Here is a 21133-nt window from a genome sequence, read left to right on the forward strand (position 1 = left end):
ACATGAATAGGAAAATATTATTAACGGCATTAGCGGGCTTGCTCTTCTTTATAATTGGTTGTACAAAAATGGATAGCACCTATGAGCAGTATTTAGAAAAAGGCGGTATCATTTATCCCGGCCGGCCGGCGAAAGTGATATTAAATGGCGGTGACAATCGCATAAGGATCAGTTGGCCCAAAGGTCCAGACCCCAGTATTGTGAAGGCAAAGATAAGCTGGAACGTAGGCGCCGATTCGATAGTCGTTCCGGTAAGCGCAGGTATGGATACCATCAGCTGTATGATCAATAATCTGCCTGAGAACAGCTATTCCTTTACCATCATAACCTACGATAAGGATGGCCATAATTCTGTACCACTGGAAGTATTCGGTACTACTTATGGTGCAAAATACCGGTCGAGGTTATTAGACAGACCTGTATTGGCGGCCCAGCAAAAAAGCAGCAGAGAGGTGTTTTTAGCCTGGGGTATTGCAGACGATAATCTTGGTGCATTGGGCACCGAGATAAAATATGTAAACCTCAAAGGCGATACGGTATATCGATTTGAAAGAAAGAATATAGATACCACTTTCTTCCAGGATTATAGATCGGGAACGAACTATTTTTACAGAACGCTTTTCCTCCCCGACTCTAATGCGATCGACACTTTCCGTACCATATTTACCAAAAAAGAAGTAGTACCTTACGTACCGCCTGCTAAAATAGATCTCACCGCCAGGTACTTTAAAAACTATTCAGTGCCTTTTGTGGCCGAATTGTATGACGGGGCCCGCTTCGGAACTTTAAAAGACTGGACGATCAATAGCGCTGTATTAAACCAGGGAGCAACGGGCAACAAGATCTATGGAGGTTACGATAATATTAACAGCGGACGTGCATTTGGCGTACAGAAATGGGGTGATACAGACCCGGCAATCAATAATGGTAAAATTTACCAGACATTTACCTTACCTGCAGGTGAATATGAAGTGACTTGGACTACCGATGGCGCTACTTCAGCTGTGAACCGCGGGACACAGGAACGGTATGTAGTGGCAGCCCTGGGTAACACTTTGCCTAATGTAACCGCTCTTTCCTCGGCACTTTCAAGCGCGAGCTTTGTTACCGGTGTAGACAGATTCAATGTAAAAATTACGTTTACATTACCGCAAAGCGCACAGGTGTCTATTGGTATACTTATCAACTTTACAAGCGGCCAGCAGGCCTTCAGAGCAGGAGCCATCAAGTTGATGGGACCGGATCTGTAAACACGGCAAATAAAAAAACAAACAGAGGTTTATTAAGACGAGAATTAAAATGATACGCATAATGAAAAAGCTGTGTTGGATGTTGTCGGGAATATTGCTCATGATTACGGTTGCTAAGGGACAACGACAGATCCCTATAGCATCTCCCGATGGGAAATTGAAGCTACTGCTTTCAATAGGGAAACAAATATCGTATTCCATGCAACATGCAGGCGATGTGCTGGTTGATAATGCCCGGCTTTCGATGACTCTTGCCGGTGGGGAAGTATGGGGAGTAAACCCGGTGGTAAAGAAGATCAGCAGATCTGAAAAAAACGAAACGATTCCTTATCATTTCGGTACCTCGGCTACCTTGCAGAACCAGTATAAGGAGGTATCAATTGAGTTTAAAGGCGATTGGGGTTTGGTTTTCAGATTGTACAATGAGGGGGCTGCTTACCGTTTTGTGAACAGGCGGGAAGCTGGTTTCAATATCATGGGTGAAGAAGTGGGACTGAACTTTCCTGAAGATTTTCAAACGTTCACTAATTACACGTCAGGATCGAAAGATAAGCCTGCTCCTAAAGAAAAGCAGCTGGAAACCGCCTTTGAAAATTTTTATGATGTAGTACCTCTCTCAAAAATAGATAGCCGCAGGTTGATCGTTCTTCCCCTGGTGATAGACGCGGGTAAAGATAAAAAGGTGATCATCACAGAGTCTGATCTCGAATCTTATCCGGGGTTGTATTTGAATCGTGTTGAAGGCGCTAATAAACTCAGTTCCTATTTTGCCGCCTATCCCGATGCCAAGCACCAGGGCGGCGGAAGAAATATACAGATGCTGGTAGATAAACGGTTTGATTATATAGCAAAAGTGACAGGTAAGCGGAATTTCCCCTGGAGAGTTTTCGTTGTTACCACAAGAGACCAGGATATGCTTGGTTCTGAATTGGTATATAAGCTTGCTGAGCCGTCCAGGATCAAAGATGTTTCCTGGATCGAACCGGGCCTGGCCATGTGGGATTGGTGGCACGACAGGAATATGACACATGTTAGCTTTAAGACAGGCGTTAATACCGAAACCTATAAATACTATATCGACTTTGCTGCTGCTAATAATATGAAGTATGTGGTAGTGGATGAAGGATGGTCTGACCGGAAGAAAGTAGACCTTTTTGCAGTGGTGCCGGAGATGAACATCAAAGAGATTGTGGATTATGGAAAAAGAAAAAACATCGGCATTTTATTATGGGCAGGTTACTGGCCTTTGGATAGAGATATGGAAAGAGCGTTTAAGCATTATGCTGAAATAGGGGTTAAAGGGTTTAAAGTAGACTATCTGAACCGCGATGATCAGGAAATGGTAGATTTCGTGTATCGTTCTTCAGCTACAGCTGCCAAGTATCAGATGATCCTCGATTTTCACGGTATTTATAAGCCAACCGGCATTCAGCGTACGTTCCCTAATGTTTTAAATTTCGAAGGGGTTATGGGTTTGGAAACTTCAAAATTTTCTGCGACAACAGATATGGTAGATAATGATGTTACGATACCTTTTATCCGCATGTTGGCGGGGCCTATGGACTATACACCCGGTGCTATGCGCAATGCGGCCAAAGGCAATTTCAGGGTAATCGGTAATCAGCCTATGAGTCATGGTACCCGTTGCAGGCAGCTGGCCATATACGTAGTGTATAAGGCCCCGCTGCAAATGATCAGCGATAACCCTTCCGAATATATCAAAGAACCCGAGAGCTTTGATTTTATTAAAACAGTACCTGTAAGCTGGGACGAAACCATAACCATCAATGGTAAATTAAGAGAACACCTGGCTCTCGCAAGGAGAAGCGGCCCGGATTGGTGGGTAGCAGGTATGACTAACTGGAACGAACGGACGATGGAGATGGATCTGGATTTTCTACCGGCAGGTAATTATGAAATGCTGCTATTCACCGATGGAATAAACGCAGACAGAAATGGTGGCGATTATAACCGCGAGATCAGGAATATAAAATCCGGAGAAAAGCTAAAAGTAAAACTGATGCCTGGCGGAGGATTTGCCATGAAGCTCCGGAAAATTTAAAAAGACTAACGAATTAGTAAAGATGACGATTCAAAAATTGTTAGAACTGAATTGCCAGTTGGGTGAATCACCAGTTTGGGACGCTGAGCGATTAGCCATTTGTTGGGTGGATATATCGGGGCAGGCCATACATGAATTTAATACGGTATCAGGGGAGCGGCAGACGCTTTTGCTGGAGCAACCGGTGGGTTGTATAGCCCTTTGCGATAGTGGTGATTTTTTGGCAGCCTTGAAAGATGAGGTCGTAAGGATAGATCGTTTAACTGGAAGCGTACAATCTATAGTAGCCGGTCCGGAACGTCGCCTTTTAACCAATCGCTCTAACGATGGTAAATGTGATGCCAGGGGAGATTCTGGTTTGGAACCAAATCATTGACCGATGAAACCGGCGCAGGCAATCTGTATTGCGTAGCAGAGGGGATTTGCTCTTTACAAATTCCCGGAGTCACGATCTCTAATGGTATTGCCTGGAGTTTAGATAACCAAACCATGTACTATATCGATACGCCTACCTTGAAAGTGGTTGCTTATGATTATGACCTGGATACGGGTAGCATCAGCAATAAAAGAACGGTAATTGAAATAGCTGAAGATGAAGGTTTTCCTGATGGGATGACGATCGATACCGAAGGGATGTTATGGATCGCGCACTGGGGTGGCTTTCAGGTAGCGCGCTGGAACCCGTTGACCGGAGCCAAATTATCGGCTATTCGGCTTCCGGTGGCTAATGTTACTTCCTGTGTCTTTGGGGAGCAACTTATGAAGACCTCTATATAACAACAGCCCGGACGGATAAGAGGTTGGACGAAGATTCAGTTGGTAATGATGAGGGCTGTCTGTTTGTAGCAATGCACTGTGGTTTTAAAGGATTGCCTGCAAACCGGTTTAATGTAAAAAACACTGAAAATTAATAAAAACGGAATCATGAGAAGATTTGAAAATCAGGTGGCGATAGTAACGGGTGGTGCAGAAGGTATAGGGAAAGCAGTAGGACTAAGATTAGCCAACGAAGGTTGCAAAATTGCCATTTTAGACCTTAATGAAGATTTGCTGAGTGAAACGGTAAAAGAGTTTACCAGCCTGAATTATATAGTAAAAGGTATTTCCATCGATATTAGTAAAGAACAGGCGGTAAGGGATGCAGTGGATGAGGTGGAACAATTCTTTGGAAAAATTGATATAATGGTAAACTGTGCAGGGATCGTAGGACCTAGTAATACCCGGATAACCGCTTATGAGTTGAGTGATTATGACAAAGTATACGATGTTAATCTGAAAGGTTCTTTTCTGATGACGAAGTACAGTATTTTAGCCATGGAAAAGAATAACTATGGAAGAATACTTTTGATGTCATCTATCGGAGGTAAAGAAGGTAATCCTTTTATGTGTGGTTACGCATCTTCCAAATCGGGCGTTATGGGCTTAGTAAAAGGAGTCGGGAAGGAATATGCTAAAACGGGTATCACTATTAATGGATTGGCACCGGGAGTGATTAAAACTACTATGAATGCCAATACCGCCGCAGAACAATTAGAGTATATGGTAAGCAAGATACCTATGGGAAGGCTGGGTACCGTTGAGGAGGTCGCAGCCATGGCCGCCTGGGTGGTATCAAAAGAGTCGAGTTTCAATACAGGCTTTATCTTTGACCTATCAGGTGGACGTGCCACTTATTGATCAGGAAACTAAACAGGAATGAGAAAAAAGTAGTCGTATTAGGTGGGAGCTCAGGAATTGGTAAGGCCGCTGCACAACGTTTTGCAAAAGAAGGATGGGAGGTGCTGGTCGCTGCCCCGGATATTGATAATGTGAAAAATGTAGTAGCGGGTTTAACAGGTGAGAATCACCAGGCTTTACAATTAGATGTTACAAGGCCAGCAGACCTGGAGCAATTACATACATATATAGAGAAAGACTTTTTCCCCTTGCATGCAATTGTTAATTCGATTGGTATCTCAAAATCAGTTGAAGTGGTTCAGTCTGATTTTGAAGAGTGGGATAGTCTTTTACAGGTAATGATGTATGGGGTCATTAAAGCAACAAGGATGCTGATCCACTTCCTTGTAAATGGAGGTCGTATCGTAAACGTTACTTCCATACATTGGAACCGCGTAGCAAAAGGGAGCTCTTCCTATGGAATGGCAAAGGCCGCTATTACGCAGTTTACCCGTTCATTGGCAGTAGAGCTGGCTCAAAAAAATATACTGATAAATGCCGTAGCGCCGGGTTTTGTAAACACAGGCATGTCAGTAAAAGAAGACGGCAGAAATGAGCTGGATTCTGAATGGTTTAAAGATAACTATGTAAAGAATGATCACCTTCCGTTAAAGCGGGCGGCAGAGCCGGAAGAAATAGCTGGCGTAATATGGTTTTTATGTGGTCCGGATTCCAGTTATATCACTGGTTCCGTCATAACGGTAGATGGAGGCCTCACTATTACCTTCTAATAGGACCTGGGAAGGGTAAGCAAAATCAGATTGCAGGTATTATTAAATGGATGATACCCTGAACTAAAGCAAACAAAACAAATGAAAATAACTCGTGTTGAAACGCATGTATGTAATGCACGTATGCGCAACTGGATCTTCGTAAAAGTGATAACCGATCAGCCCGGTCTTTGGGGCTGGGGAGAAGCTACCCTGGAATGGCATACCCGTTCGGTGGTAGGAGCAATTGAAGATGTATCGCAACTTATAGTGGGCGAAGACCCCAGGAGAATTGAACATTTATGGCAGATGATGAACCGGCAGCACTTCTGGCATGGTAATAACGTGGTTAGAGGAACGGCCATCAGTGGTATTGATATTGCGCTTTGGGACATCCTGGGTAAAATTCACAATGTTCCCAGTCATGAACTCATGGGTGGTAAAGTACGGGATTTTATCCGTCTGTATTCGCATCTGGGAGGTGGAAAGATGGAGGATTTTTACCAGACGAAGCCTGATGATGCCAATAGGTTTGCAGAGCTGGCATTGCAATCCGTAGCTGAAGGATTTTCAGCTTTTAAGTCAATGGCAGTACCTGTTACCGATACTTTGGAAGGGTTGCAACCCATACACTATGCAGAAGCTTGTGTAGCTGCTATGCGTGATGCCGTAGGAGTTGATGTAGATATTATGGTAGATTGCCATGCACGTCCCAGCCCGCGCATGGGAATGCAATTTGCAAAAGCACTGGAGCCTTACGGTCTGTATTTTTCGAAGAGCCTTGCTGGCCGGAACACATGACAGATATAGCCCGTATACAGGAATCTGTAACAACGCCTATCGCAACTGGTGAAAGACTTACGTCTATACATGCGTTCAGAGATCTGTTGTCATTGCGGGCTGCCAGTGTCCTCCAGCCGGATATTGTTCATTGCGGAGGGTTGACTGCTGCTCTAAAGATCAGGGCGATGGCCGAAGCTTATGGAGTGTCCATAGCACCTCACAATCCGCAGGGACCTGTCAGTACTGCTGCCTCACTTGAATTCGGATTCGCTACACCCAATTATATTATTTGCGAAACCGTGCATAATGATGTGCCCTGGCGGGAAGAAATAGTAGAGGAAGGATTCTTTATCAATAAATCTAACCGTACGGTAACCCCTTCTGCGAAGCCGGGTCTTGGTATTGAGATCAATGAGGCGATCATTAAGAAGCATCCCTTTGAACAGGAGTTGCCGCAACGTGTTTTTACAAAGATGGTGCCGTAGGGGATTGGTAAGGATGTTGCTTGACAATAATGAACGCCCGCTTGATTTTGGCTGCTAAACGGTAGATAGTGGTCGGATAGGTAGTTTGACCTGGAAGCTTGCGAGTAACACTTCAAAAGAATGGATGGCTCAGTAAAATGAGTTGACCTGTTCATATTTAGCTTCCCCATATTCAAAATGATAGATATGTCCCGATTGCCTTTTAGCCTTTTACTGATAATATTTCCATTGAGCCATATCTGCTATGGTCAGGTTTTAAGTGGTGTAGATGACCTGGGTAGGGTATTGCCTCAGAATAGTGTAGTGGGTGATCCGGTAAAGAACCGGCAGGTGGGTATGTTTTATTTTCTATGGCAGGGAGATGCCCGGTCAAAAGTTTCTGAACGTTCCTGGGATCTGACTGATATGTATGAAAAGAATCCTGCCATATTTAAGGATTTTCATCATCCGGGCTGGGGAGGTGGGTCTGGAATAGTAGGTAGATATTATTTCTGGGGTGAATCCGTTTATGGTTATTATCGTGGCGATGATTATTGGGTGCATTTGAAAAATATACAGTTGTTAACTGATGCTGGCGTTGATTTTTTAGTGATTGATGCGACCAACCGGCTGATTTATGAAGAGCAGTCAGCTATACTATTTAAAGCAATTGAAGCAGTTCGTAAACAGCGTAAAAATCCGCCAAAGGTCGTGTACTATACCAATACGGCTTCGGGCGCTGCTATGCAGGATATTTACAATAAGTACTATAAAGAGGGTGCCCCTTACAGGTATCCCGATAGCTGGTTTTACCTCGATGAAAAGCCCCTGATTATTGGTGTATCAAAAGAAGCTACAGGGTCTGATTATGCCGGTTTCTTTACTTTCAGAGAGTCGCAATGGCCCAACGAAAAGCAAAAGGTAAATGGGTGGCCCTGGATCGAATTTCAGCGCCCGCAGCATGTGTATACCAATCATAAGGGAGAACGGGAGATTGTGAATGTTTCCGCTGCACAGCATCCCAACCTCGAAGCATCCATGGGCGGTTCGGCGTTCTATGGTAAGGCTGGTAACTGGGGCAGAAGCTTCCGTAATAATGCGCCGGGTGATCCTTCAGCCGATCTGCATTATGGTTATAATATCCAGGAGCAATGGGATTTTGCGATCCAACAAAATGTTCCCTTTGTTTTTGTAACAGGATGGAATGAGTGGGTGGCAGGTAAGTGGCGGTCCCAGTCAAAAGATACCAGCCAGTCACTGTTCGTTGATCAGGCAAGTCCCGAGTATAGTCGGGATATAGAACCTTCGCTAACAGCAGGTTTGAGAGATCATTACTATATGCAACTGGTGGCCAATATAAGGCGTTACAAAGGTATTGATGATGCCGGTGTGATATACAGGCAGGATAAAAGTGGTAAGTCTATTTATTGGGATCGTATACCTGTAGCTTACCAGGATTATATCGGCGATGTTTTACACCGCGATCATCCTGCTGCAACCTCTGAGCCGCTGATTGTATATAAAAATACCTCGGGAAGAAATGACATCGACAATTTAAAAGTAGTTGCTGGCAGGGACCGGCTGCATTTTTTTGTTCGTACCGTAGGTAATTTAACCTCAGCCAGGGGAGATAACTGGATGACATTATGGTTGAATACTGATGCCTCCTGCAAGTCTGGTTGGCTGGGGTATGATTACAGGGTCGTTAAAGGCCATTTATTACAGCGTTATGTAAACAATAGCTGGCAATCGCAGGGTAGTGTCAAACATAGCGTTGATAATAATAGCCTGGTGCTGGAAATTCCTTACCGGTCGCTCGGTTTGCCGGCAGGCAATTTCTCTATTGAAATGAAATGGTCAGATAATATGCAGAATAATGACCCGCTGGACTGGTACGTGAACGGAGATGCTGCGCCGGGCGGCAGGTTTAATCTGCTGTTACAGATGAGGTAACAATAATCGCATTCAATAAAATTGACTTATAAATAAAAAGAGATGACAGGAGTTTACCAAAAATGGATGCTTGCAATTGTAGTGGCGGGCCTCTTCCAGCTTTATGCTTGCGATAAAAAGTCAACCGGATCTGAAGATGGTGTTATATCCAGGGTGACCATAAGATCGGGTTACAATAGAGTTCAGTTATCTTTTAACCTGGGTAATAGTAGGGCCGATGCCTTTTTAGTTACGCACAGCGGTTCATCTGAGGTGATCCGCATAAATGCTTCGCAGGCAGTTAACGACTCCATCAACTTATTTATTGAAAACCTGGAGCAAGGGTATTATACCTTTAAAGTGGAAGCTGTACGTGTAGACGGAAGTAGTATTGGGGGCTCACAAATTGTAAATGCAAGAACCTATGGCGATACGCATATTTCAGGTCTTGCAACTACACCAGCGGCCGACCTGGTATTTATCAGGGATGAAACACCCTATCTTTCCTGGTCCGGGTCTTTTCCTACAGATTATATAGGTACCGAGATCCGCTATACTAATGTGTCCAATCAAACAACAAGTATTCGATCGTATATTGCAGATAGAGTTTCTGTGTTACCTGGGTATAAAGAAGGTACGGCATTCGAATACCGTTCCATGTACTTACCGGCCAACAGTGTTGATACATTTTTTCAGTACCCGTTAAAACACCTGCTCCTGCTTATTTTGCCAGCCTTGCCAATAAGTATATTATAGAAAAGTCGGGCATGGTAAGCGAAATAACAGAACAGTCAAGAGCAAAATTGCATAACCACGTGGAATACTCGACATTGAGGTTTAAAACGGCAACTGGAAACCCGCAGAGTCTGTTTATAATAGCGGCTGATTTAAGTAAGGCCAGCCTAGGACTTAGTACATTAATGCCGGATAACGCTACTACATTTAAAACACAAACGGTTAGGCAGATGGCGCAAAAGCGCACAGCGGCTGGTCAGAAGGTGCTGGCGGCTGTGAACGGAGACTTTTTGACTGGACACCTGTAGAGGGGAGACCCTGGGGGCCCGTTGTGGTAGAGGGTAATGTGGTCAAGAACTTTTCAAAAGCCGGTATTAATTCTTCTTATATTGGTACAAAAAAGATGGCAGTTTAGCCCTGGGTATGGCATCTTCATTAACGGGTACAGATTACGCCGGTTTTCATAACCTCATCGGTGCGGGCGAAACGGTGCTCTACCTGAATAAAACACGAAGAATTTACAACGACACTGACCGGCATCCAAGAACTATGGCGGGATTTACAGATGACCGTATCCTGTATTTGATTGTTGTAGATGGGCGTAGAAATGATTACTCAATAGGTATGACCCTCGATGAACTTTCTAAAGTGATAGGTAGCCTTAATGTGAGTTTTGCAACCAACCTCGATGGAGGCGGGTCCAGTACAATTGTGGTGAACCAGAATAATGGACTGGCCGTTACAAACCGCTTTTCTGATGCCACGGAGAGAGCGATTGCTAATGCCATTGCGATTGTAGAAAAGTGATCGGAGTTTTTGCGCCGCTCGAAAATATATAAGAGTTATATAGAAGATTGTATCAATAAAAGTATTTTATTTGTTAAGCCCGATACAATGACTGAAGTAAACGAACGGCTTACCCGTAAGGTCTAATATTGCAACGATTGTTATCACATAAAGTACCCTTTTATACGAACGCCGGGGTTGGTCTGTTAAGATATAAGTTAGATTAGTATTGAATAAAACGATTCTGAATGAAAAAAGAAATGCCCTTTTAGTTTTATGGATCAGTGTATGTGTTTTGTCTCTGAACAGTTTTGCTCAGCCTATAGGAGGAACGCAAAAGATAAAAAGCCCTCTCACCAGGGAATATGTATACCCCACAAGGGTTGTATGGCAAAAAGGAGAAGTTGCTCACGCCGGGCAGTTGTCTCAAAAGGGAATCGGCCAGGCTAGTCTGAATAATTCCAATATTGTTATTCTTAAAAGTAAAGGAAAAGACACTGCAAGTATTTTGCTCGATTTTGGTAAAGAGCTGCATGGAGCGTTGGAAATTATAACGGGTATGTGGCCGGCGCCTAATGGTTCCCGTACTATCCGTATAAGGTTGGGTGAGTCGGTAAGTGAAGTAATGGCAGAATTAGGTGAACATGGTTCTACGAATGATCATGCCATCCGTGATTTTAAACTTATGCTACCCTGGCTGGGCAAGGCACAAACAGGCGAATCCGGGTTCAGGTTTGTGCGGATTGACCTATTAGATAAAGACGCAGTCTTGCAGTTAAAAGAAGTACGGGCGGTATCCACTTACAGGGATATTCCTTACCTGGGCTCTTTTAAAAGCAGTGATGAGCGACTTAATAAGATCTGGCAAACAGGCGCATACACAGTACATCTAAACATGCAGGATTACCTCTGGGATGGCATCAAGCGTGACAGGCTGGTTTGGGTGGGCGATCTGCATCCCGAAGTATCTACTGTGAATACTGTTTTCGGATATAACGAGGTAGTACCTAAGAGTTTGGACCTGGCGCGTAATACAACCCCATTGCCGGGTTGGATGAGTGGCATCAGTACCTACTCCATGTGGTGGATCATTCTGCATTATGACTGGTATATGCATCATGGTGATTTAACTTACCTGAAAGAACAAAAAGATTACTTACAGGGGCTTCTGAAACAGATTGTAGGTAAAGTACAAAACGGAAAAGAAAAAATGGACGGCCATCGTTTTTGGACTGGCCATCCAGTAAAGATACTGCTGCTATCCATGCAGGCTTACAGGCAATGACCATCTGGAGCCTCGAAAAAGGAGCCGAGTTGAGCTCAATTATCGGGGATGATGAAACGACTGAATTATGTAAGACAACCGTATCTCAACTTAGGTCGGTGACACCTCCTCACAATAATAGTAAGCAGGCAGCCGCTTTGCTGGCCCTAACAGGCATGCTCGATCCACAAACAGCTTACAATGATGTGTTATCGGTGGGCGGCGCCAAAAACTTCTCTACCTTTTACGGCTATTATATGTTAGAAGCGATGGCGAAGGCAGGAAAATACCAGGAAGCGATGGAGATTATCTCCACTTATTGGGGTGCTATGCTGGATTTAGGTGCTACCACTTTCTGGGAAGATTTTAATATGGATTGGTTGCAAAATGCAGGACGAATTGATGAAATGATGTCGCCCGGTAAGGTAGATATTCATGCAGCCTACGGAGACTATTGCTACGTGGGCCATCGTCACAGTTTTTGTCACGGCTGGGCCTCAGGGCCTACCGTTTGGCTGTCGCAGCATGTACTGGGGATTCAATTAGCGGCTCCTGGTGGAAAAACTTTCCGCGTTAAACCCAACCTCGGCAACCTGGCTTTTGCGGAAGGCACTTATCCTACTGCGCGCGGCCCCATCTATGTAAAACACACAAAAAATAGTAAGGGGAAAGTTATAAGTGTAGTTAAGGCTCCGAAAGGGATTCGTATTATAAAGTAAATCACTGCCCGTAATGAATATTCTGATCATGACCCGATTAAAGAGCCTGTTGTTTCAGTTGAGTTGGCTTTTAATATTGCTGTTCGTTTACTGCGATATATTCGCTCAGAAGTATGATGTGGCTGCATTTTATTGGCCCGCTTATCACTACGAGCCGCGCATCGAATTTCTCTTTCCAGAGAAAAAAGGCGAATGGGAAATTATCTATAAGTCAAGGCCCAAAGAGGCCGGCCATCTGCAACCCAAAGTACCGGTATGGGGTTACCAGAATGAGGCGGATCCGCGAGAAATGAATAAGAAGATAACCGCAGCCGTAGCACATGGCGTAAACACATTTATCTTCGACTGGTATTGGTATGAGGGTAAGCCTTTTCTCGAAAGTTGTTTAAATGATGGTTTTTTGAAAGCCAATAAAGGCCGAATGAAGTTTTACATTATGTGGGCCAATCATGATGCTACCAGCTATTGGGACACCCGTAATCCCAGGAAAGATTCTGTAATCTGGAAGGGGGGTGAACCGTACTGAGTTCGATAAAGTGACCGACCGTATTATCGCCCGGTACTTTAAAGATCCTTCCTATTACAAGATTGATGGAAAACCGGTCTTCTGCATATACGAACTGCAAACCTTAATAGATGGCCTGGGCGGTGCGGAACAAACACGGCTTGCTCTTAATGATTTTCGAAAAAAGGTGAAGGCGGCTGGTTTTCCCGGGCTTCATTTGCAGGGCATTTTATGGTCGGCACTGCCAGCCAACATTAATGGTGTGCCAGGTGATAAAATCCAGACACAGGATAAGGTGCTTTCTTTTTTCGGCTTCAACAGCATTACCAATTACTGCTGGGCCCATTTGCAAAACCCTGATGGCGATTATGAAAAATGGGCAGACGCATCTACCAATATGTGGACCGGCTTTACCCGTGATTTTTCAATTCCTTATTTTCCCAATTTAACCATCGGTTGGGATGCCAATCCCCGTTATCCCTTCAAAGCCGGTTATATTACCAACCCGGCACCCGATAAGTTTGAAAAGTATTTACAGAAAGCAAAAGCTTTTGTTGATCAGCATCCGGAGCAGCCGCGGCTGCTTACCATCAATGCCTGGAACGAGTGGTCGGAGGGCAGCTATCTTGAACCGGATACCACTTATAAAATGAAATATCTCGAAGCGGTAAAGCGCGTTTTTGGTTCACAGAAATAATGTAGCTGGCTCTTTAACGCAGATTCGCCTCTTTATTTAACTTATATCAATTATACAATATGGATAATAAAGAAATACTGTTGAGAGCCAACGCCGAGATTGATAAAGGAAATTATGAAGGCTTTCTGGAATATTGTACTGACGATACCCGTTGGATTTTTGTAGGCGAGCAAACACTTCAAGGTAAAGCTGCCGTGCTTAAATACATGAAAGATGCTTATTTACAACCACCCAGGGTTACGGTGGAGAACTTTGTAGTAGAAGGCGATTATCTCATTGTTTATGGTACTATCGCACTTTTGAATGAAGCACAAAACTGGGTCGATTATGGTTATTGTGATGCCTGGCGCCTGGAGGATGGGAAACTAGCTGAATTAAAAGCATACGTAGTGCCTTTATAATAACGTTGATTTGCGTGCATTCAGTGACGACGGGATCACGGCCTTATAGTTATCGGCAATAGTATGTTTTTTCTTTTCGATCATAGTGATCAGTGTTTCCGTACTGTGCTTTCCTATTTCAAACGCCGGTTGCGATATAGTGGTAAGAGAGGGGTTCAATAAAGGTGCCGTCTCGAGCGTAGAAAAAGCCAATACTTTTATTCTTTGAGGAATAGGAATGTCATTTTCGGCGCAAACCAAAAGCGTTTGTATCGCCAGTTTTTCTACAGACGCTACGATGCCATCAATGGCGGGAAACTTTTCGAGAATAGATGAGATTTGCTCGTAAATATTCTTGTCGTTACTGCAGTCTATAACAAAAGGATGGGTAGCTATTTCATTTTCTATGTTACTGATCACATGAATAAAGCCTGAGAAGCGGTTTTGGCAGATGGCCAGCGCATCGGAAGTAGATAAAAAAACCGGGAATTTACAGCCCCTTTCAAAAGATGCCTTGCTGCCAGCTCCCCGCATTCATAGTCGTTAGTAACTACCTTGGGAGCTTCGTAGCCTTCCAGTTCCCTGTCAAAAACACAACCGGTATATTCTTGTTTTTCAGGCTTAGTATATGCTCGGTGTCCCTGGTTTCGCTCGATACTGAAATGAGCACACCATCTACACGGCCACTATTACAATGATTGATGGCCTTCTTTTCGAGTTCAAAACGTTCATGCGAAAGATAGAATAATACATGATAGCCTTTGGCTAAAGCAACTTCCTGTATGCCGTTGATGGCCAAAGAAAAAAGCTGTCTGCTACTTCGGGTAAGATTACGGCAATGGTTTTGCTTTGTTGTTTCCTAAGGCTGCTGGCGTATGGATTAGGTACATAATTGAGCTCGTTTGCCAACGCTACAATTTTCTTTTTGGTTGCATCACTTATTTCGTAGCTGTCTTTAAGGGCTTTTGAAACTGTTGCTATCGAAAGGCCCAGTTGCTGCGCTAATTCTCTGATTGTGATATTACCCATGAACCCTTCTTTTGTTCTTTATGCTGAAATCCTACACAATTTTACGAAAACGGTTTCGTAAATAAAGATTTTCGAAATAATAAAAGTTACGCTTAAAAGATTCACTTTTGAATTCACATCGAAAACGGTTAGCATAAGCAAGGATAAACTACTAGCGAAGACTTTCCTTTCTGCCATTTACGAAAACAACAAATTGCCAGTTATGAACAAAGAAAATTTTGAGGCTGTGCCGCTCAATAACCTCGACGAGTGGGAAGACGACCTGTTAAGACGTTATCCCGACCCGGAGAGCATTGCCACAGCAAAAACAACGGAGGAGTACCGGAATTACGAGACGCCTGCCCGCGATACCGTAAAAGAGTTTTACCGGCTCAATCATAAATACCAAACCTTTGATTTTGTTCAGGAGAAGCGAAAAGAATTTCTTCAATTTAATAAACGGGAAATGCCGGTGTGGGAGGCTTTTGACTTTCTGAATCAGTTGGTGGATGACTCTGACCCTGATACAGATCTGGACCAGATGCAGCACCTCCTGCAAACTTCTGAGGCCATTCGCCGCGACGGGCATCCGGACTGGATGGTACTGATTGGATTGATGCATGATATGGGAAAAGTACTCTGTCTTTTTGGTGAACCGCAATGGGCGGTTGTGGGAGATACTTTCCCGGTAGGATGTGCTTTTTCCGATAAAGTGATCTTCCCTGAGTTCTTTTCGCAAAATCCGGATAACAGTAATGCCAGCTTTAATACCCCTTACGGTGTTTATGAACCCAACTGCGGTTTAAGAAATGTAACCATGTCATGGGGGCATGATGAATATGTGTACCAGATGTTAAAAGATTACCTGCCTGAAGAGGGATTGTATATGTTGCGCTATCACTCCTTTTATGCCTGGCACAGAGAGGGTGCATACGATCATCTGTTAGATGATCACGACAGGCAAATGTTGAAATGGGTACAGCTGTTTAATCCTTATGATCTATATTCCAAAAACCCAGAACCGCCCGATTGGGTAAAGCTTAGACCCTATTACGAAGAGCTAGTTGCTAAATACCTGCCATCCACTTTAAAGTTCTAAAGTTCAGCCTTTACTAGTACTGTTTTAAACCTTAATTTTTTTCAAGCTTTAAAAACTGCATATGATACAAACCTACAGGCGGTGCGCTTGCACCGGCTACTTTTTTAGTGCCATAATGGTAATGATCCTGGTCTTTTCAGCACTGTCGGCAGCGGCACAACAGTCGCAGATCTCTGGTCGGGTAATCGATGATAAAGGCACCCCGGTTCCGTCGGTTACTGTTACCGTTAAGGGAAAAGGCAATTCAACTATAACCAACGAAGATGGCCGTTTCATAATATCTGCAAAGAACAATGAGGTATTGGTTTTTTCGGCCGTTTCCTACCTGGCAAAGGAGATAACCCTTACTACAGAAACCAATTATGACGTAATATTGGCTACCAATGCGGTAGCTATGAGCGATGTGGTGGTTATCGGTTACGGTAAAAACTCCAAGCGTACGCTTTCCAGTGCTATTACTTCTGTTAAACCTGAAGATCTGAATCGGGGTGCGATAGGAGATGTCGGCCAGTTATTACAGGGTAAGGTACCCGGCCTGAACGTTACTGCCAGCGGCGATCCGAATCGCCCCGCAGCAATGATCCTTCGCGGTCATTCTACTATCAATAGTCCCGGTGGTCCGTTTTATGTTATTGATGGTATTCCCGGCGCTGATATCAATGGTGTAGCCCCTGATGATATCGCATCTATGGACATATTGAAGGATGCTTCTGCTACCGCTATTTATGGTAACCGGGCATCTAACGGCGTTATTATGGTAACAACGAAGAAAGGCAGGGCAGGTAAGCTGCAGGCAGCATATAACGGATATGTAGGATTTGAAAATGTTAGCCGAAGCCTCGACCTGATGGATGCCGAGGCTTTAAGAGCTTATTCTCAAAAGAATAATTACACGCCAAGTACAAACGATGACAAGGGCGCTAACACTAATTGGCCGGAAGCGATCCAGAAAAAATCTGCGTTGTCACATAATCATAATATATCCTTCAGCGGGGGTACAGATAAAAGCATGTACAGCGCCAGCCTTAACTATCTTAAAAAGGAGGGTATTATCCTTCAAAGTGACCTGGAGCGGGTTATTGGCAGACTCAGCGCGGAGCATCATGCGCTGAATGATAGGCTGATACTGGGCTTAAACATTATGAGCAGTAACAGTAAAGCCTCAAATGTTCCATTGCAAAACATGGTGTTTCAACAGGCTGTGAAGTATAATCCCATGTCACCCATCTACAACGAGAATGGGACTTTTTTCGAAAACTTTAATAATACGCAATATTTCAACCCGGTTTCGATCATCAAAAATGCGGTTGACGATACCAAGTATGGTTCTTTACAAGGAAACTTTACCCTGGAGGCAAAGCTACCATTCAACCTTACTTATAACGCCAATCTTTCCTATCAGCGTGGTACCTGGCTACATGGAGAGTATTATAATAGCTACTATTCTCAAAACTACAGCACAGGAAGTTTTTATACCAATGGCGATCCCGGTGGTGGAAGAAGCCTGCGGAATTTTTATTCCAACGGATTGGCCTACCGGAATTATTACCAGAATACCTCTAAAACTTTTGAAACATTCTTAACCTGGGGCAAAAAAATGGGATTGCATAATTTAAAGGCTGTTCTGGGTTATAGCTGGCAAAGAAATACGAACAATGACGGGTTGCAAACCAGCCAGACCAATTTTGTAAATGACTATACCACCTACTATAACCTGGGCCTGGGCAACTATCAAACGGTGAACGGTTTTGCTGTTGACTATGGCGGCAGTGTTTACGAGGAAACGAATTTTATTTCAGACTTCTTTCGTTTAAACTATGATTTTAACGAAAGGATCTTACTACAGGCTTCTGTGAGGCGTGACGGAAGCTCTGTGTTTGGTAAGAATAAGGAATGGGGATATTTTCCGGCTGCAAGTATAGCATGGCGTATATCTGAGTCGGAGTTTATTAAGAATGCAGGATTTATCAGTGATCTGAAACTGCGATTGAGTTATGGTGCTACAGGTAATGCCTTTGGTTTGGGTGCTTATAATGCCCAGCGTCTTTACAATAAGTCGGGTACCTATTACAATAATGGTGTTTTTGCTGCATCATTCAGGTCTACCCAGGGCTCTAATACAGACCTTCAGTGGGAGGTTACTGCTACTAAAAACTTAGGGCTTGATTACGGGTTTCTTAAGGGCAGGATAACGGGTGCGATAGACATTTACGAAAAAACTACTACGGATATGGTGTTTCCTTACAGCGTAGCCCAATCTATTGACCCCAGTGGTTTCTTATGGTTGAATGTTGGGAAGATACGCAATCGTGGTATAGAGTTTAACGTAAACATTAGTGCAGTCAATAAGAAAAATTTCACCTGGACCACAGGCCTCAACCTGGCGACTAATAAAAACGTAATTCTTGACTTGAAAGGACCCGAGCAATATGGTGTTAATGCAGATTCAACCTATTATACGCAGATTGATGGTCCGGGTACAACCGGTAGCCGTTTGCAGTTGTTAGCAGTAGGCGGCCCGTTGGGTCAATTTTATTCTTTCCAGTATATAGGTAAAGATGCTTCCGGAAACTCATTGTTTTTGAAAGGCGATGGTACTGAAACCACCAACCCTTCACAGGTAACGGACTACCACTACCTGGGCAGCCCTCATCCAAAACTGATGTACGGCTTTAACAACAGTTTCAGGTACAAAAATTTCGACCTTAATTTCTTTTTACGGGGAGTAATGGGCAACAAAATTTTTAATGCAACCCGTGCCGATCTATCCTATGTGGTAACAGCCGGTCAAACCAATATCAGTCCTGATGCTGCAGATGATGCCAGGACAGATTCGCGAAACAATAATTATTCATCAAGATATGTGGAAGACGGGTCCTACCTGAGATTTGACAATGCCACCTTAGGTTATCGCGTCAATCTTAAAAGCGAATATCTCAGTAGCCTGAGATTTTACGGAACAGTAAACAACCTTTTCGTTATAACGAAGTATAAAGGTATTGATCCGGAAATTAACCAGGGCGGTTCATCGTTGGGTGTGGACTACAATAGTTTTTACCCTAAAACGCGTACCATTCTTTTAGGTGTGTCAGTTGGTTTTTAACGATTAAAAAGCATTTTATGAATAATATTTTACAACGACTTTTAATAGCGATAGCAGCCTGTCTGGTAATGAGCTCCTGTCACAAAATTGAGGTGACTCCCAATTCTTTATATACCGAAAATGTATTTCCTAAAACCGATGCGGAGTTTCAATCTGTAATGGGTACTATTTATACCAGTTTGCGTGGCCATTATTCCCTGGCATACTGGTTTGCCCAGGAGTTGAGTTCTGATGAGGCTATCCTGCCTGTATATGGCGGTAACTGGTTTGACGGACAAGGATATATTCAGTTACACCGTCATGATTGGAATAAAGATCACGGATGGATTACAACGGTATGGAACGATGCTTATTCTATCGCAGGCCTTTGCAATCAAACAATGTACATATTCAGAAACGCGCCAGATGGCGACAGTAAAAATACAGCTATTGCAGAACTGAAAACATTGAGAGCTTACGCTTACTGGGAGTTGCTGGATATGTTTGGAAATGTTCCATTGGATACCATTTATCCCAGCCCGGGTGTGCAGGCTAAAGCTAACAGAGCTGATGTCTACAATTTTGTGGTATCGGAACTAAAATCAGCAATACCTTTTCTAAAAACAGCAACAGGAAGTACCACCTATGGTAAGGTAACCGCCTGGATGGCAAATGCATTACTGGCGAAGACTTATCTGAATGCTGAAGTTTACGCGGGTTCGGCCAAATACAATGAATGTATTGCTGCATGCGATGCTATTATCAGTTCCGGGAATTTTGCGGTAGAACCGAGAACAACTTACCTGAGCCAGTTTTATCCAACAAATGGTCCTGCATTCAAAGAGTTTATTTTTGCTATACCCTATGATCCGTCAACGAGTAATGGTTACCTGTATCATGCTCGCTACGATCTCAACCGCAACCTGGGTATCAAATACCGCTACTCGGGAAGTACGCCCGGCAGCTATTCATTCAACCAGATCATATTAAATCTAACCACTGGTAGCGGACTGATCAATGCAAGGCCCAGCGGACCGCGTGCTACACTATCCAGCTTTTACAATAGTTATTTTAAGACGGATGCCGGGGATATTCGCAGAGATCAATGGTTGGTAGGAAATCAATTCTGGTCAGATGGTAGCCCCATGATGGTAAGAACAACCAAGAAAGGGTACGATCAGTTTTATACTGGTTCAGATGGAGGCGATGCTTATACTTATCAATTGAGTATAGATTCTGTGATCTCTGCGAGACAAACTTTAGCGTCTATAGATCTGGGCAACGACGAAATAGCATGGAACATGGGCATACGAAATATCAAGTTTCTTCCGGATGCCAATTCTTCCAGCCGTAATCAAAGTAACGACGCTCCATTATTCCGTTATTCAGATATTCTGCTAATGAAAGCTGAGGCTATTTTGCGTGGAGGCGCAGCTACAGCAGGGCATACAGCGCTTTCGCTGGTAAATATGGTGCGCACTAACAGAACCACTTCACCGTCCTGGACCTCGGTAACATTAGATGATCTTTATGCGGAAAGGGCCCGTGAGTTCACCTGGGAATGCTGGCGTCGAAATGATATGATCAGATTTGGGAAGTATGAAAATGCTTACGGTTTTAAAAGTAATACGGATAGTTATCGGCGCATTTTTCCCATTCCTACCCAGGCTATGAATACCAATCCGAAACTGGTTCAGAATACGGGGTATTGATGCTGAGAAATTCCTGGCAGATCAGGATAAACGCACCGGGTTACAACCTTTATGTACGATCGGCGGCAATGGAATATTTGTAGAGATGTGAGGAGTGGTTTAAGGGCGATCCCGGAGGGGTGAAATATCAACCCTCCGGGATTTTTAGCTGTAACGGGCCGTTGGTTGATAGTCGCTGATGTCTTACTATTTCTTATATTTAGTATCAACAATCATTACTTCAAACTCG

General features: G+C 43.7%; 18 protein-coding genes and 3 pseudogenes. 18 read left to right on the forward strand and 3 right to left on the reverse strand.

Features of this window, described 5'->3' with window-relative positions:
* Positions 1-2 precede the first annotated feature (2 nt).
* The 15 genes and pseudogenes from MKP07_RS24100 (at position 3) to MKP07_RS24165 (ending at position 14024) form a co-directional block, all read left to right on the forward strand.
* Positions 3-1250, forward strand: coding sequence for a DUF4998 domain-containing protein (locus MKP07_RS24100; RefSeq protein ID WP_240849601.1), 1248 nt, complete (start codon positions 3-5; stop codon positions 1248-1250).
* 61 nt (positions 1251-1311) lie between these two features.
* Positions 1312-3312, forward strand: coding sequence for a glycoside hydrolase family 97 protein (locus MKP07_RS24105; RefSeq protein WP_240849602.1), 2001 nt, complete (start codon positions 1312-1314; stop codon positions 3310-3312).
* A 22-nt stretch (positions 3313-3334) separates the two neighbouring features.
* Positions 3335-4089, forward strand: a pseudogene (locus MKP07_RS24110) (SMP-30/gluconolactonase/LRE family protein).
* A gap of 147 nt (positions 4090-4236) precedes the next feature.
* On the forward strand, positions 4237-4989 hold the full coding sequence (locus MKP07_RS24115) for an SDR family NAD(P)-dependent oxidoreductase (RefSeq protein WP_240849603.1): 753 nt from the start codon (positions 4237-4239) through the stop codon (positions 4987-4989).
* A complete protein-coding gene (locus tag MKP07_RS24120) occupies positions 4986-5759 on the forward strand; it encodes an SDR family NAD(P)-dependent oxidoreductase (RefSeq protein ID WP_240849604.1) in 774 nt (257 codons plus the stop codon). The genes MKP07_RS24115 and MKP07_RS24120 overlap by 4 nt, the downstream gene beginning before the upstream one ends.
* Before the next feature lie 123 nt (positions 5760-5882).
* Positions 5883-7006: pseudogene (locus MKP07_RS24125) on the forward strand (enolase C-terminal domain-like protein).
* Between the two features lie 186 nt (positions 7007-7192).
* The gene (locus MKP07_RS24130) at positions 7193-8938 is read left to right on the forward strand and encodes a hypothetical protein (protein WP_240849605.1); all 1746 of its coding nucleotides are present in this window, start codon (positions 7193-7195) and stop codon (positions 8936-8938) included.
* Between the two features lie 42 nt (positions 8939-8980).
* Positions 8981-9673: a DUF4998 domain-containing protein gene (locus MKP07_RS24135; protein ID WP_240849606.1), complete on the forward strand. Its 693-nt coding sequence runs from the start codon at positions 8981-8983 to the stop codon at positions 9671-9673.
* Between the two features lie 11 nt (positions 9674-9684).
* The gene (locus MKP07_RS24140; RefSeq protein WP_240849607.1) at positions 9685-9960 is read left to right on the forward strand and encodes a hypothetical protein; all 276 of its coding nucleotides are present in this window, start codon (positions 9685-9687) and stop codon (positions 9958-9960) included.
* A gap of 106 nt (positions 9961-10066) precedes the next feature.
* Positions 10067-10459 (forward strand): annotated as a pseudogene (locus tag MKP07_RS24145) (phosphodiester glycosidase family protein); the annotation flags it as partial.
* A 208-nt stretch (positions 10460-10667) separates the two neighbouring features.
* Positions 10668-11723: an alpha-L-rhamnosidase-related protein gene (locus tag MKP07_RS24150; RefSeq protein ID WP_240849609.1), complete on the forward strand. Its 1056-nt coding sequence runs from the start codon at positions 10668-10670 to the stop codon at positions 11721-11723.
* The gene (locus tag MKP07_RS24155; RefSeq protein ID WP_240849610.1) at positions 11666-12421 is read left to right on the forward strand and encodes an alpha-L-rhamnosidase C-terminal domain-containing protein; all 756 of its coding nucleotides are present in this window, start codon (positions 11666-11668) and stop codon (positions 12419-12421) included. Before MKP07_RS24150 ends, MKP07_RS24155 begins: the two co-directional genes overlap by 58 nt.
* Before the next feature lie 13 nt (positions 12422-12434).
* Entirely contained in the window at positions 12435-12947 is a 513-nt protein-coding gene (locus MKP07_RS39410; protein WP_262919451.1) for a glycoside hydrolase family 99-like domain-containing protein, read from the forward strand.
* The gene (locus MKP07_RS39415; RefSeq protein WP_317235883.1) at positions 12934-13623 is read left to right on the forward strand and encodes a glycoside hydrolase family 99-like domain-containing protein; all 690 of its coding nucleotides are present in this window, start codon (positions 12934-12936) and stop codon (positions 13621-13623) included. The genes MKP07_RS39410 and MKP07_RS39415 overlap by 14 nt, the downstream gene beginning before the upstream one ends.
* Positions 13624-13682: 59 nt before the next feature.
* The gene (locus MKP07_RS24165) at positions 13683-14024 is read left to right on the forward strand and encodes a nuclear transport factor 2 family protein (protein WP_240849611.1); all 342 of its coding nucleotides are present in this window, start codon (positions 13683-13685) and stop codon (positions 14022-14024) included.
* Here the strand turns inward: MKP07_RS24165 and MKP07_RS24170 are convergent.
* The 3 genes from MKP07_RS24170 to MKP07_RS24175 are packed head-to-tail and all read right to left on the reverse strand — an operon-like array spanning position 14019 to position 15032.
* A complete protein-coding gene (locus MKP07_RS24170; protein ID WP_262919452.1) occupies positions 14019-14537 on the reverse strand; it encodes a substrate-binding domain-containing protein in 519 nt (172 codons plus the stop codon). The genes MKP07_RS24165 and MKP07_RS24170 overlap by 6 nt on opposite strands.
* A gap of 16 nt (positions 14538-14553) precedes the next feature.
* Positions 14554-14802, reverse strand: a complete 249-nt coding sequence (locus MKP07_RS39420; RefSeq protein ID WP_262919453.1) for a type 1 periplasmic-binding domain-containing protein — start codon at positions 14800-14802, stop codon at positions 14554-14556.
* The gene (locus MKP07_RS24175) at positions 14769-15032 is read right to left on the reverse strand and encodes a LacI family DNA-binding transcriptional regulator (protein ID WP_240849612.1); all 264 of its coding nucleotides are present in this window, start codon (positions 15030-15032) and stop codon (positions 14769-14771) included. Before MKP07_RS24175 ends, MKP07_RS39420 begins: the two co-directional genes overlap by 34 nt.
* Before the next feature lie 202 nt (positions 15033-15234).
* Here MKP07_RS24175 and MKP07_RS24180 point away from each other — a divergent pair, with 202 nt between their 5' ends.
* The 3 genes from MKP07_RS24180 to MKP07_RS24190 all read left to right on the forward strand — a co-directional run bounded on the left by MKP07_RS24180 (position 15235) and on the right by MKP07_RS24190 (position 20904).
* Positions 15235-16110, forward strand: a complete 876-nt coding sequence (locus MKP07_RS24180; protein ID WP_240849613.1) for an inositol oxygenase — start codon at positions 15235-15237, stop codon at positions 16108-16110.
* A 61-nt stretch (positions 16111-16171) separates the two neighbouring features.
* Positions 16172-19213 (forward strand): SusC/RagA family TonB-linked outer membrane protein, encoded by a 3042-nt coding sequence (locus MKP07_RS24185; RefSeq protein ID WP_240849614.1) that lies wholly within the window; start codon positions 16172-16174, stop codon positions 19211-19213.
* A 17-nt stretch (positions 19214-19230) separates the two neighbouring features.
* Positions 19231-20904, forward strand: a complete 1674-nt coding sequence (locus tag MKP07_RS24190; protein WP_240849615.1) for a RagB/SusD family nutrient uptake outer membrane protein — start codon at positions 19231-19233, stop codon at positions 20902-20904.
* The last annotated feature ends 229 nt before the right edge of the window (positions 20905-21133 follow it).

The organism is Paraniabella hibiscisoli, from assembly GCF_022512515.1.
Lineage (GTDB): Bacteria > Bacteroidota > Bacteroidia > Chitinophagales > Chitinophagaceae > Niabella > Niabella hibiscisoli.

Coding starts and splice junctions, on each gene's coding strand:
- MKP07_RS24180 (WP_240849613.1), top strand. CDS start 15,235: ATGAACAAAGAAAATTTTGAGGCTGTGCCGCTCAATAACCTCGACGAG.
- MKP07_RS24115 (WP_240849603.1), top strand. CDS start 4,237: ATGAGAAGATTTGAAAATCAGGTGGCGATAGTAACGGGTGGTGCAGAA.
- MKP07_RS24130 (WP_240849605.1), top strand. CDS start 7,193: ATGTCCCGATTGCCTTTTAGCCTTTTACTGATAATATTTCCATTGAGC.
- MKP07_RS24165 (WP_240849611.1), top strand. CDS start 13,683: ATGGATAATAAAGAAATACTGTTGAGAGCCAACGCCGAGATTGATAAA.
- MKP07_RS24170 (WP_262919452.1), bottom strand. CDS start 14,537: ATGCGGGGAGCTGGCAGCAAGGCATCTTTTGAAAGGGGCTGTAAATTC.
- MKP07_RS24100 (WP_240849601.1), top strand. CDS start 3: ATGAATAGGAAAATATTATTAACGGCATTAGCGGGCTTGCTCTTCTTT.
- MKP07_RS39410 (WP_262919451.1), top strand. CDS start 12,435: ATGAATATTCTGATCATGACCCGATTAAAGAGCCTGTTGTTTCAGTTG.
- MKP07_RS24185 (WP_240849614.1), top strand. CDS start 16,172: ATGATACAAACCTACAGGCGGTGCGCTTGCACCGGCTACTTTTTTAGT.
- MKP07_RS24175 (WP_240849612.1), bottom strand. CDS start 15,032: ATGGGTAATATCACAATCAGAGAATTAGCGCAGCAACTGGGCCTTTCG.
- MKP07_RS24190 (WP_240849615.1), top strand. CDS start 19,231: ATGAATAATATTTTACAACGACTTTTAATAGCGATAGCAGCCTGTCTG.
- MKP07_RS24135 (WP_240849606.1), top strand. CDS start 8,981: ATGACAGGAGTTTACCAAAAATGGATGCTTGCAATTGTAGTGGCGGGC.
- MKP07_RS24140 (WP_240849607.1), top strand. CDS start 9,685: ATGGTAAGCGAAATAACAGAACAGTCAAGAGCAAAATTGCATAACCAC.
- MKP07_RS24105 (WP_240849602.1), top strand. CDS start 1,312: ATGAAAAAGCTGTGTTGGATGTTGTCGGGAATATTGCTCATGATTACG.